Below are 12374 nucleotides of genomic sequence, written 5' to 3'. Positions count from 1 at the left end.
TAGGCTGCCGAGCGACTTATTCTCATTTATTTAATTTTATTGATACGGTAATAACGTTATGTCTACCATGCTTAATACGGATGCACCCATTCTTGACCATTTACCAAAAGCATTTAAAGATGCATTGCCGCAAATTGCAACAGAAAAACTATCTACACTCGATTCTGACCGTGAGATGTGGTTATTGCCACCACTAGTAGATCTATGCGCGCGTTTGCGTGAGCCAGGCCAGCAGCAACACGGTACGCTAAAATCAGAAGGCAGCGCTGCTCGTGGTAATGGATTTTTACATGTGGTGACGCCACCTGATACCAATCCTATTTTAGAAAATGGCTCACTCTTAAAAGGTTTACGTGAGCGTGCCTTGAGTGATGGCGGGATTTACTTGCATATTTTGGGTGCATTGACCACAGGGTTAGAGGGCGAACGACCGTCTAACATTGCAGGGCTTAAAAAGGGCGGCTGTATCGCAGTATCTAATGCGCGTAGACCTTTTCGCAATGACTTAGTATTGCTACGCACATTAGAATATGCAGCAACCTTTGGCATGAAGGTATTCTTTTATCCTGATGAGCCAAGTCTGTCTGGAGACGGTGTGGCACATGAGGGCTATATTGCTTCTTATCATGGTTTGCAAGGGATTCCTTGGATTGCGGAAACTGTTGCACTGTCTACGCAGCTACTGATGGTTGAAGAGACCGGAATCGCTGCTCATTTTAGCCAGTTATCCTGTAAGTCTTCCATTGAGCTCATGCGCTGGGCAAAAGATAAAGGCTTGCCTGTTACGTGTGATGTTGCGATGCATCAGCTGTATTTAACTGATGACAATCTTGAAGGCTTTAATGCTCAGGCATATGTGTTACCACCACTGCGTAGTAACACGGACCAGCAGGCAATCCGCCGCGGATTAAAAGATGGCACTATCGACGCTATCTGTAGTCATCACGAGCCACTGAATAGTACCGCCAAAAAAGCACCGTTTGCTGAGAGTACGCCCGGTATCTCAAACTTTGATACGTTTATGGCGTTGGCTTGTCAGCTGGTAAATGACGATGTCTTAACACTCTCGCAATTAGTAGATAAAATCTGCCTGAATCCTGCAAAAATCGCAGGTATTAGCGAGCAGTATGAAGCTATCGGCGGTGCAGTATTAGTCGATCCTAACCTTGAGTGGCAAGTAACGGCACAATCTATGCTATCAAGTGGTAAAAACACGCCATTTTTCAATCAGCAGTTGCAAGGACGTGTTGTGGAGACATTCTTTGGCTAATTTGCCCCAACAGGATGACCGTCTGCCGCCATCCTCGAAGGATAAAGGGGTTGCCATGAATGGTCAGCAAGAAAAATCGCGCAGTACGGCGAGTGAGTCTATCAAAGCAGTGGCCATTTATGAGGTAGTCAAAGGTGTTGGTGCGTTACTAGGAGCAGGGGCATTATGGTGGTGGCATACCAATCTTGAGCATTGGCTGACGACGGCAACGGTTACTTGGCAGCGCAGCTTCGGCCATATGCTTGCCCCGCAAATCGATAGTGCCGTACGTATTGCTCAGCAGGCAAGTAAAAACTGGCCGATGTTTTTATTATTGATATTCGCTTATGCCAGTTTGCGTTTCCTCGAAGCCTATGGCTTGTGGCATGACAAAACATGGGCGTATTGGTTCGGGGTGTTAGGCTATGGGGTATTTATTCCTATAGAAATCTACTATCTGATCGTTAGCCCATTTGACTGGTTTAAGCTTGGGATACTGGTTTCTAATCTGCTCATTATTGTTGTGGTTTATCGCAATATGAAACGAAAGGGCTTGATATAACGTTTAAATTTAAGTTAAAAAATCCAGCATAAGATACTTGTCTGATGCTGGATTTTTTGTGCTTGCTATATTTTTAGCTTATACGTCTACTGTTTTTTCATCGGTACGAATGCTTTTAGCGACTTTTCCAACGCTGAGACCTTGTACCAAAATGGAGAAAATCACCACCGCATAAGTGAGTGCCAATAAAATCTCGCGTTCAGCCCCGATAGGTAGCTGTAATACTAACGCGACTGAGATGCCTCCGCGTAAGCCGCCCCACGTCAGAACTTTCCATGCGCCCGTAGGTAAATCAAGCTGACGATGAAAAGTCTTGGTCGTCATGCCTACCACGATAAATCTGGCAACGAGCGCAATCAAAATCGTCAAACCGCTCGCAATAAATAAATTGCCTGAATAAGCAATCATCACCACTTCTAGACCGATGAGTACAAATAAAATGGCGTTTAAAATCTCATCAATCAATTCCCAAAACAAGTCAATATAGTGCCGTGTCTTGTCACTCATGGCTAGCTCGCGACCACGATTACCAACCATCAGGCCCATCATGACCATGGCGAGTGGCCCTGATAAATGCCAATGACTGGCCAGCGCATAGCCACCGATGACGCCTGCTAATGTTAATAGCACCTCTTCTTGATAGCTATCAATACTTTTAAGCAAGTAATACAAAATTGCGCCAAGTACCAGTCCGAATACAACGCCGCCACCAGCTTCAACCGCCAAAGTATGTGCGACGTAGTTGGCAGTAGGGATATCACCGCTAGATAAAATCCCCAGCAGTAAGACGAAGATAACCACTCCGATTCCATCATTGAACAATGACTCGCCAGCGATGACAGTCTCGATACTCTTTGGAGCACCTGCTGACGACAGGATACCCATGACGGCAATAGGATCGGTAGGGGAAATAAGCGCCCCAAATAACAGGCACCAGAGAAACGGTAGGCCAAAACCAAACAACGGCAGCATAAAATAAATCGCGGTCGCAATAAGCATCGCCGATATGATCGTACCAAGTCCGGCAAGGATGCCGATAGGTAACTTGTAACGTCTTAAATCACCAATATTGACGTGTAATGCACCTGCGAATAGCAACATCGATAGCATGCCGTCTAAGAGTACTTCGGTAAAATCAAGCTGCTCCAATAAACTGACTTCGTAATCGATCAGCTGATCAAACCCTAAGAAGCCCAAAAATATCGCACCGATTGACAGTAAGATAGAGATGACCATGACACCGATAGTGGTCGGCAGACCAATAAAACGGTGATTAATATAAGTTAACGAAGCAGTAATCGACAAAAATATGGCGCTGATTTCTAGAATGGTGAGGCTGGTTGCAGATGCCATAAAAAGTAGGTCTCATATGAATATAAAAAGTATCTAAAGCGCAGGGCTTATAGGGACGTTATAAGTGTTGCTAGCTATAGGTATTGTGCTTATAAGTAATGTGCTTATAAGGGCTGATACGGCCGTTTATTTAAACAGTTAATTGGTCATGTCGTTAACTAGACTGTGTCTGTAACGCTTGACGAATATCAGCTTCAAAATCACTGACATAATTAAAATGCTTATGCTGCGCATCGTTATCAAGAATAAACTGCTTGGCTTGTTCGCACATAGCGACCAAGTCATCGACCAGCTCCTGATAATTTAAATTCTCTTCTCCAGCACGCTGAATTAGATGCAATTCATGTAATAGCGTTTGCTGCTGTGCGCTGTTTACCCGTGCATAGTTCAGATTGACCATTGCCTGACATAATGCTTTTAAGACCATTAGGTCAGCAGCTGCATAACGACGTATCTCACCGAGTGATACATTGATAAAGTCGGAAATTTGGGGGGTATGAGTGACTAGTGCCAATATGGCCAGTCGCTTCTGTTTGATAGTAGTTTCAGAGCTATCGTTAGTGTCTGACTGCGGTATGTGAAAATGATAAGGGCTTGGTGGCTGACGACGCATCATAATGCTTAGACAGCTGGTTAGAGATTGGACGCAATTGACCGCAGTCTTTGGATCATTGATACCAGGGGATAACGCGCGTACAGCAATTTCCGTCATCTGACCTAAGCTATATGCAATGTCGTTGGAGTGCGCCAATCGTTGCTCAAGTCGTAGGCAACCTGCAAGACGTTGCCAAAACAGTCCATCGGGTGCTCTCGGTATTATTGCCAGATGCGGAGTCGCTGTCCTTTGGCGATTATTTGGATGAGATTCAGGCCGCTGATAAAAGTAGCCAATGACGTTTTTGTCAGTGACGTAATTACCGAGGTTGACATGCATCTGTACCACGCCACCATAATCCTGTGACAGCGCAATCAATGACTCAAGATAAATCTGCTGTAAATAACCTGAATTTGGTGAATAAATCGGCATAGCAGGCCAGTTTTGGAACTGCTCGATATCGTGGTGCTCAGCATCGCGTTGATGTTGAATATCACATCGATCATTATACCAATAGTAAATGTTTGCAATCGCATCGTTGCTAGCATTTTGAATGACGTGTGATGCTTGAATGGCATGCACCATATGCTGTACAAAATAAACTAAAAGCAGCGCACAGATAATCGCCATGATAATGGCAAAGGTCACTGCCAATTGCGGCACACCAAAAGCTACGTCAGACTTATGGATAGACTTCAATACCAGTAAGCTATAGCTAAATGTACCGATAAAAGCGCCAAGGACAAACTGATTTGGGGTGTCGGTCAAAAAGTTACGTAGCAGTCTTGGACCAAACTGTGAGGATGCCATCGACAGGACGGCGATTGTAATCGAAAATGTCGTACCGGCCACGCCCAATACCGCACCAGCGATAGCTGTCATAATCGCGCGCGCAGCCTCGTCATCCCCAGTAAAGGCAAAGGAGATCTCTTTTACCGTTTCACGATCAAAATGCTGATCAATCGCGACTAGCAAAGGAGCAAGTAAAATACCGACGATGACACAAGCGGTTGGAATAAACCAATAAGAGCCAATCAGCCATTGCCACAAGTTATTTAAGCGATCAGGCAAGTCGGTCAGCGTTTGTATTGACCACAACTTAGTGAACTGCTTAAGCCTGTTTTGACCTGCATTGATCGTACGTGTCCAGACACTGTCTCCATCATTTTTATTCACTGTGATGAGCCTTAGGGTTATCTGCTTCTGTAATAATAGCGTTTTTGTGCGTACGTCTGCTCATATTTGTCTCAGCATGACTCTCACTAGTCCCTAGAGGTATGATGGCTTCATTGTCGTGATCGTCATACTCAATATCACTGTCTTTATCATAAGCCATAGGCTCTAGGTGCGGTGAGGCTTCAATATTTGAATCATTACCGTTATAAATATTCTCATTATGTCTATCTAGATTATCATGTCGTTGTACATTTTCAGTGGCGGCAGAGGTTTTTCTAAATAGTTTACGGTCATCGCCATGCTTACTGTTAGATTGTTTACGCGGTTCGCTATTGGCAAAGATAGCATTTAGCGGCAGATGCAATTGCTGTTTGGCATATGCTTCGGTGTTTTCAAAGCGTTTTACCAATAAACTTAGCCAAGGCTTTTGACCTTCCAATTTCATCTCATCCAACTCGTCCTTGATAGGAAGTGGATAGGGCAAGGTACGATAAAAGTCCCATAACGTCATCCTACTCAGGTCTCTTTTGAGCACGTAGTCATCATCATCCGTCATGGTGATAAGATTGCTGTCTTGTAGGTAGTTGATATAGGTATACCATTTTGGCAGCTCTTTGCGACCTAAGACATTGCGCAGTGCTTGTTCGCTAACGGCTTCACCTTTTAAGTGGTGGGTATAGACCAAATTCAACATGTCTAGCAAACTAAGTAACGGGTGACGAGGGTAGACTTCTTCTGTCTCAAAAATCGTCAAGGTATAGCTGATTTCAACGCCTAATAAAATCAAATTCCACGACAGATAAATCCATAGTAGGAAGATAGGCAATGCGGCAAAAGCGCCGTAAATCGCTTCGTAGCTGGTAAAGTTAGCCATCACTGTACCAAACAGATGCTTCATTAATTCAAAGACAATGGCCACAAACACGCCAGCGATGGCTGCGTTCTTTGCTGGTACGCGCGCCTTTGGAATAAACCAGTACATACCGATAAAGCCCGCCATCGTAATACCAATCGATGCCATTTGTACCCAAAAGCTCCAGTCGATACCGTAGCCAGCAATTTGACGATTGAGAAAGCTCAGACTCTGTACAGTACTTGAAGCGATAAAAGCGGTACCCAATACTAATGGTCCTAGGGTAACGATAGTCCAATAACGCAGCATGCTTTTGATACCACCGGAGCGATCTTCTACTCGCCAAATTTGGTTAAACGCGCGCTCGATAGTGGTTAAGGTCATGATAGTCGTAAAGAATAAAATCATGGCACCGATAATGGTTAGGTTGGATGATTTTTCGGCAAAGCTATTAATGTACTCACTAACTTGCATGCTCGATTGCGGCAATAGATTGCTATAAATGACGTCATAAATCTGAGCTCTAACCGATGCGAGTGCTGGTACAGATGACAAAATCATCAATAATACCGTCAATACAGGCACAATCGACAGCATCGTGGTGTATGTTAGTGAAGCGGCCTTTTGCTGGCAATTATCTTCAAAAAAATGCCGAGTCAAAAACCGTAAAAACTGAAACCAGCGCTGCTGTAAAAACGGGAGTTTTTGAGATAATTTTTCCATGTCGACCATTAAGCAAAAGTAAGAGTGACAATAGTGTAACAAAGATGAACGGTTATCATCTGCGGTTTAATTGTGTCAAAATGCACCGCGTAGCACACCAGATACAATATAAGTCAGGTTATCAATCATGGTTATTTGCATGACGGTGAATGACTCGGGCATAATGTGCACATATTCTACAATGCCAGTTAGTCGTATATTTCGCCGCATTTTTGGTGGCCAGTACGACTAACGATTTTATAAGGAAGCTTTGCTAATGAGTCAGACCGACCCTTATGTTTTGGTGCTTTATTATTCTAATTACGGTACGACTAAGACATTAGCATATGCTATCGCTCAAGGTATTGAAGATGCTGGCATGTCGGCGCGTATCCGTACGGTACCGACAGTGGCACCTGAAACCACGTCAAGTAAGCCTGCCATACCTGATGAGGGTGATTTGTACTGTACGATGGACGATCTCAAGGACTGTAGCGGTCTAGCGCTTGGTAGCCCAACGCACTTTGGTAATATGGCTGCACCCATGAAGTATTTTTGGGATAATACCGTGACCCTATGGCTGGCAGGGAACCTACAAAACAAGCCTGCATCGGTGTTTACGGCGACAGGCTCTATGCATGGTGGCCAAGAAACGACATTGTTGACGATGATGTTGCCGTTGATGCATCACGGTATGGTCATCGTAGGTGTGCCCTATGCAGAGCCAGCATTGAACCGTACTCATCGCGGCGGCACGCCTTATGGTGCCAGTCATGTCAGCGGTGCATCACATGATCAGCCTATATCTACTGACGAGCGAGATTTGGGTATTGCGCAGGGTCGCCGTTTAGCGATTACTGCAGCTGCATTAGCAAAGGCTGATTGGGGCCGATAAGCAACTTTTATAAACCTGCTGTCTAGAATCGTCTGAGTCTCAAAGTCTATGATTGAGTGGTTATAACCACTCGGTTATAAGCAAGTGATTATAATAAAGAGCTACTTATTCATCTTCAGCAGTATATTATTCATTTAGGAAATCAAAATATCTAATGGCCACAACCCGCTCTAATACAAAGCCTCTTAAAACGGTTAAGCCTATCGCACCTATTGCACAGCGCTTGAAGGTTACGTGGTTAATTTGGCTCGTTTATAGACTGCTCGGATTGCCTATCTTTATTAGTATCTTTAATCCTAGTAGCCCTGATATCGTTGGCGGTATTGCTTGGCAGGCATTATGGCTAGTGCCCGCGTTGATTCTGACGCCATGGATATTGCGTGGTCGTTCACCTTATGCATTGTTGATAAGTAGTATGTTTACCTTGGTATATTTGGGTGCGAGTGGCGTGGTGCTGTTTACTCGTATATATGGCAGTAGCTGGGCAGAAATCGCCGTATACTTAACGGACTTCTTACTATTGCTTGCTATCAATATTTGGCTATTTATTTTGCTCAAACGTTTGCCTTCGATGAACAACGTTGTGAAGAAACCTCGTCAATAATTGAATTTATCTGAAGCCTAATAAATTATATCCATTAATCTAAAACCATAAAAAAGCGGCACTCCATCTAGAGCGCCGCTTTTTTGTTTATAACGTTAAAAATAAGTAGATTAGTTAATCTTAGTCAATTCTAAATCCATTTTCTTACCATCGTTAATTTGGCTAACTTTAACTGGCATATAGTCTAAGCTTGGAGCTAACCAAAAGCTGGTAGAGCGGCTGTCGTCATCGTGGACACGGTCAACACGTACCGTATCAAAGGTACCCGCTGGTACGGTGACTTTAGTTTTGCCTGATTTTTTAAATGGCGTCTTCTCGATTTTGTCTTTTTTCGCCATGTAGTAGTTACCAGAGAATTTACCGTTTAGTAAATCTTGGCGAATCTGTACCTCAAGACTTAAATCATCAAAGGCTTGCTGCGACATGTTCATAGTCGTCGACTTGCCCTTATAGTTACTGGTGACTTTTTTGCTGCTTGGGTTGAAGTCTAGTTTATGCGTGCGACCCATGCCAAGTAGTTTGTACGTAGTACTTGCCTGCGTCGGATTGACATTGTTGCCATTAATCGTAAAAGTGCTGTTTTGCGAGGCGCTAGCCACACCAGCGACGCGAGCCTTAACGTTATATTTCCACGTATTACCAGATTTGCTTAGCGTACGAGTTGCTGTGCCTTTGTATTTGTCCTCAACAGTAAAACTATAATCGGCAGTCGATGGTTGAACAGTTTTTGCGCTGGCGAGGGTAGGTGCGGTCATACTCAAAGCTCCAACGGTAGAGATACTGATGCCTGTTACCAAGGCAGATAAAAATTTAGATGGACTGCGTTTTGCGTTATTAGCATTATCAACATTGTCGCTTGATGACTTTTTGTACATTGATGAAAAACTCATAGATACCCCTTCATTAATTTATTGCCGATATAGCAACTTTTTTCGTTCGTTCTTATTATGTTTACCAGACCTATAATGGTCATACGCTGTTACATTTTCAAGCGTGATGTCATACCGCTTCGTGTAGTGCTTGTAGCAAATGTTTCTATAGCTAATTTGGCATTGGTCAAAATATAAATTCAGCTCGCTAATATTTCTAAATATTCCTACTTCTTGTTCCTTATTTGAATAGCATATCGGCTTTACTAAGCTTCATTCATTTATATGAAACGTTGATTGATCAATTTTTGCAAAATAATCTTGTAAATTTTTGGGCTTTACACTTGAACCGAACTCACCTTGCCCCCACTTTTTGTTACAAGCTCAAGGCTTATCTATAAAGCATTGTTTTTGGCAGTGTTCCCTATAGATACTGGTATTGAGACCATTAATTCAAATAAACCCTTAATTTTATTAACCAACTTTTGGAGTCATATCGATGAACATTCGTCCTTTACATGACCGTATTGTCGTCCGCCGCATAGAAGAAGAAACAAAGACTGCTGGTGGTATCTTGCTTCCTGGTTCAGCACAAGAGAAGCCTTCACAAGGTGAAGTGCTTGCAGTTGGTAATGGTCAAGTTCGTGACAACGGTGAAACTCGTGCGTTAGATGTAAAAGCTGGCGACAAAGTTTTGTTCGGTCAATATGCTGGTCAAACCGTAAAGGTTGACGGTGAAGAACTATTGATTATGAAAGAGTCTGATGTATTGGGTGTGCTAGAAGGCTAGTCCTTTTGAGTATTATTTTATACTCAGCACATTTTGATAGCAGTTTCTAATAATCGCTTTTGATAAGCAACTATCAAATCAATCAATTGTATTCTCATACTTATAATAGTGGAGTAATTTAACATGGCAAAAGACGTAAAATTCGGCATTGATGCCCGTAAACAAATGATGGATGGCGTAAACGTTCTAGCAAACGCAGTACGTGTAACATTAGGCCCTAAAGGTCGTAACGTTGTTATCGACAAATCATTTGGCGCACCTACCATCACTAAAGATGGTGTATCGGTTGCCAAAGAAATCGAGCTAGAAAACAAATTTGAAAACATGGGTGCACAGCTGGTACGTGAAGTGGCTAGTCGCACTAACGATGTCGCTGGTGATGGTACAACCACTGCGACAGTATTGGCTCAGTCAATTCTACAAGAAGGCATGAAGTCAGTTGCTGCTGGCATGAACCCAATGGATCTTAAGCGCGGTATCGACAAAGCGGTACGTGAAGCGGTCAAAGAAATCCATAAACTATCAACGCCAGCTGACGATCACAAAGCAATCGCTCAAGTTGGTTCTATCTCTGCAAACTCAGACACCAAAATCGGTGAACTGATCTCGCAAGCGATGGAAAAAGTAGGCAAGCAAGGCGTTATCACTGTTGAAGAAGGTTCAAGCTTTGAAGATACCCTAGAAGTTGTAGAAGGTATGCAGTTTGACCGTGGTTATATCAGCCCATACTTTGCTAACAAGCAAGACAGCCTAACTGCTGAATTTGAAAACCCATATATCTTGCTAGTTGACAAAAAAATCAGCAACATTCGCGAAATCGTGCCATTACTTGAGCAAGTAATGCAGCAGAGCAAGCCGTTGCTAATCATTGCTGAAGATGTAGAAAACGAAGCACTAGCAACACTAGTTGTGAACAACATGCGTGGCGGCTTGAAAACTTGTGCCGTTAAAGCACCAGGTTTCGGCGATCGTCGTAAAGCAATGCTAGAAGACATCGCAACGCTAACTGGCGGTACTGTAATCTCTGAAGAGATTGGTCTAAGCCTAGAGACTGCTACTCTAGAGCAACTTGGTACTGCTAAGAAAGTGACTGTCGGTAAAGAAAACACTGTTATCGTTGATGGCGCTGGCAACAAAGCTGACATCGAAAACCGTGTTGAGTCTATCAACCGTCAAATTGAAGAGTCTACGTCTGACTATGACAAAGAAAAGCTACAAGAGCGTGTTGCTAAACTAGCAGGCGGCGTAGCAGTGATCAAAGTCGGCGCAGCAACTGAAACTGAAATGAAAGAGAAAAAAGACCGTGTTGACGATGCACTACATGCAACTCGTGCAGCGGTTGAAGAAGGCGTTGTACCTGGCGGCGGTGTTGCCTTAGTTCGTGCGATGAATGCATTGTCTGAACTACGCGGTGACAACGATGACCAGAACGCGGGTATGAACATCCTACGTCGCGCGATGGAAGCACCACTACGTCAAATTGTAACCAACGCTGGCGAAGAAGCTTCAGTTGTGGTTAACGAAGTGAAGAGTGGCAGTGGTAACTACGGTTACAACGCAGCGACTGGCGAATATGGCGATATGCTAGAGATGGGTATCCTTGATCCAGCTAAAGTTGCTCGTTCAGCGCTAGAAAATGCAGCATCTGTTGCAGGCTTAATGCTAACGACTGAAGTTATGATCACTGATTTACCGCAAGGTGATGACGGTATGGCTGCTATGGGCGGTGGTGCTGGAATGGGCGGTATGGGTGGAATGGGCGGCATGATGTAATATATGCCTCGACTAACTTTGTACGACGTTGTTAACCTCGCTCGATGTACTATCAGTACAATCTTCACTCGGTTGCCTAGTCGTACTGCTTTAGTCAACTCATAAAGCGTTTTTCACTAGAGTTGTAAGTATTTTTGTGAAAGCGTTTGAACTATTAAAAGCTCTGTTATCGAAAGATAGCAGGGCTTTTTTTTGTTTGATTTAAAGTAATAATTGGCATTGTGCAGAAAATCAGAATAGGGATAACTGATTAAAATTACCCATTACTTAATAATATTAGTATTACTAATATTAATTTAAATTTTCAATTAATAATTTATTAGGATATAGTTGATATAGCGAATATATTCGCTAACAGCGTTTTAACTTAGAAGGAATAAATTAACTCAAAAGGAATTCAAAATGAAGATTTTATCGATTGCAATGGTAGCATCAGCCCTAGTGTTGGCTTCTGCTAGTAGTTCAGCTGATCCTAGTTTAGATAGGTTTAAAATGCAAAAGCCGATGGAGATGTCTAGCGTCGCCTATTCTAAAGTTATGCAGTTATCATTTAACAATAAAGAGCGCTATATAGGCGAAAAAGAAATTTATGAAAAAGTGATGAGAGGTGCCAAAGCAAACGGCTTTGAGCTTAAAGAAGTAGAAGCAATGAAAATAGCACATATCGTTGACGGCGCTTTGGACAATGAGCCACCAGAAGCAGCTTCTATTAATATAAAAGTCACTATCCATTTAAAACGACCAATCAAAATAGAGGTTGAGATTTCCCTATAATACGGTGAATACAAATCTATTGTTAATAAGCTACTTACTATGAATGACTTACTGAGACCATCCCAGATTCTGTGTAACTGCCATTTAGATTAAATGCCTGCTTATACGGTCATCAAACATAATCATAAAGCGATTCAAAGCAGACGTCCAGTTACGGATGGGCATCGACCACTTTTTAG

The 12374-nt window shown here is 43.0% G+C and carries 11 protein-coding genes; 7 read left to right on the top strand and 4 right to left on the bottom strand.

Annotated features, from left to right (window positions below):
* Positions 1-58: 58 nt before the first annotated feature.
* Positions 59-1270 carry a dihydroorotase gene (locus JMX63_RS10375; protein WP_227673312.1) on the top strand — a complete coding sequence of 404 codons (1212 nt, stop codon included), beginning with the start codon at positions 59-61 and terminating at the stop codon, positions 1268-1270.
* 55 nt (positions 1271-1325) lie between these two features.
* The gene (locus tag JMX63_RS10370; RefSeq protein ID WP_406947850.1) at positions 1326-1811 is read left to right on the top strand and encodes a DUF2127 domain-containing protein; all 486 of its coding nucleotides are present in this window, start codon (positions 1326-1328) and stop codon (positions 1809-1811) included.
* 78 nt (positions 1812-1889) lie between these two features.
* On the opposite strand, the gene JMX63_RS10365 is transcribed toward JMX63_RS10370, so the two are convergent.
* The 3 genes from JMX63_RS10365 to JMX63_RS10355 form a co-directional block, all read right to left on the bottom strand.
* Complete coding sequence (locus JMX63_RS10365) at positions 1890-3164, bottom strand: cation:proton antiporter (protein ID WP_101204848.1); 1275 nt, start codon at positions 3162-3164, stop codon at positions 1890-1892.
* A gap of 154 nt (positions 3165-3318) precedes the next feature.
* The gene (locus JMX63_RS10360) at positions 3319-4935 is read right to left on the bottom strand and encodes a DUF2254 domain-containing protein (protein WP_227673311.1); all 1617 of its coding nucleotides are present in this window, start codon (positions 4933-4935) and stop codon (positions 3319-3321) included.
* A complete protein-coding gene (locus tag JMX63_RS10355) occupies positions 4928-6511 on the bottom strand; it encodes a YihY/virulence factor BrkB family protein (protein ID WP_201572264.1) in 1584 nt (527 codons plus the stop codon). Before JMX63_RS10355 ends, JMX63_RS10360 begins: the two co-directional genes overlap by 8 nt.
* Before the next feature lie 256 nt (positions 6512-6767).
* Here JMX63_RS10355 and wrbA point away from each other — a divergent pair, with 256 nt between their 5' ends.
* Positions 6768-7385, top strand: coding sequence for an NAD(P)H:quinone oxidoreductase (gene wrbA, locus JMX63_RS10350; RefSeq protein ID WP_201572262.1), 618 nt, complete (start codon positions 6768-6770; stop codon positions 7383-7385).
* A 154-nt stretch (positions 7386-7539) separates the two neighbouring features.
* Positions 7540-7989 (top strand): hypothetical protein, encoded by a 450-nt coding sequence (locus JMX63_RS10345; RefSeq protein ID WP_201572260.1) that lies wholly within the window; start codon positions 7540-7542, stop codon positions 7987-7989.
* A gap of 110 nt (positions 7990-8099) precedes the next feature.
* Here JMX63_RS10345 and JMX63_RS10340 read toward each other — a convergent pair whose 3' ends face one another.
* Positions 8100-8879 carry a DUF3108 domain-containing protein gene (locus JMX63_RS10340; RefSeq protein WP_201572259.1) on the bottom strand — a complete coding sequence of 260 codons (780 nt, stop codon included), beginning with the start codon at positions 8877-8879 and terminating at the stop codon, positions 8100-8102.
* 478 nt (positions 8880-9357) lie between these two features.
* On the opposite strand from JMX63_RS10340, the gene groES reads away from it, so the two are divergent.
* The 3 genes from groES (at position 9358) to JMX63_RS10325 (ending at position 12195) form a co-directional block, all read left to right on the top strand.
* Positions 9358-9648: a co-chaperone GroES gene (gene groES, locus JMX63_RS10335; protein ID WP_057758860.1), complete on the top strand. Its 291-nt coding sequence runs from the start codon at positions 9358-9360 to the stop codon at positions 9646-9648.
* Positions 9649-9771: 123 nt separating this feature from the next.
* A complete protein-coding gene (groL, locus tag JMX63_RS10330; RefSeq protein WP_101204842.1) occupies positions 9772-11421 on the top strand; it encodes a chaperonin GroEL in 1650 nt (549 codons plus the stop codon).
* A gap of 402 nt (positions 11422-11823) precedes the next feature.
* Entirely contained in the window at positions 11824-12195 is a 372-nt protein-coding gene (locus JMX63_RS10325) for a hypothetical protein (protein WP_201572258.1), read from the top strand.
* Positions 12196-12374 lie beyond the last annotated feature (179 nt).

This window comes from Psychrobacter nivimaris (assembly GCF_904846365.1).
Lineage (GTDB): Bacteria > Pseudomonadota > Gammaproteobacteria > Pseudomonadales > Moraxellaceae > Psychrobacter > Psychrobacter nivimaris_B.
This window is presented reverse-complemented; position numbering and strand designations above follow the sequence as displayed.

Excerpts from the sequence above, each read along its gene's own strand:
- wrbA (WP_201572262.1), top strand. The coding sequence starts at position 6,768 with ATGAGTCAGACCGACCCTTATGTTTTGGTGCTTTATTATTCTAATTAC.
- JMX63_RS10355 (WP_201572264.1), bottom strand. The coding sequence starts at position 6,511 with ATGGAAAAATTATCTCAAAAACTCCCGTTTTTACAGCAGCGCTGGTTT.
- JMX63_RS10345 (WP_201572260.1), top strand. The coding sequence starts at position 7,540 with ATGGCCACAACCCGCTCTAATACAAAGCCTCTTAAAACGGTTAAGCCT.
- JMX63_RS10365 (WP_101204848.1), bottom strand. The coding sequence starts at position 3,164 with ATGGCATCTGCAACCAGCCTCACCATTCTAGAAATCAGCGCCATATTT.
- JMX63_RS10370 (WP_406947850.1), top strand. The coding sequence starts at position 1,326 with ATGAATGGTCAGCAAGAAAAATCGCGCAGTACGGCGAGTGAGTCTATC.
- groES (WP_057758860.1), top strand. The coding sequence starts at position 9,358 with ATGAACATTCGTCCTTTACATGACCGTATTGTCGTCCGCCGCATAGAA.
- JMX63_RS10375 (WP_227673312.1), top strand. The coding sequence starts at position 59 with ATGTCTACCATGCTTAATACGGATGCACCCATTCTTGACCATTTACCA.
- JMX63_RS10325 (WP_201572258.1), top strand. The coding sequence starts at position 11,824 with ATGAAGATTTTATCGATTGCAATGGTAGCATCAGCCCTAGTGTTGGCT.
- JMX63_RS10340 (WP_201572259.1), bottom strand. The coding sequence starts at position 8,879 with ATGAGTTTTTCATCAATGTACAAAAAGTCATCAAGCGACAATGTTGAT.
- groL (WP_101204842.1), top strand. The coding sequence starts at position 9,772 with ATGGCAAAAGACGTAAAATTCGGCATTGATGCCCGTAAACAAATGATG.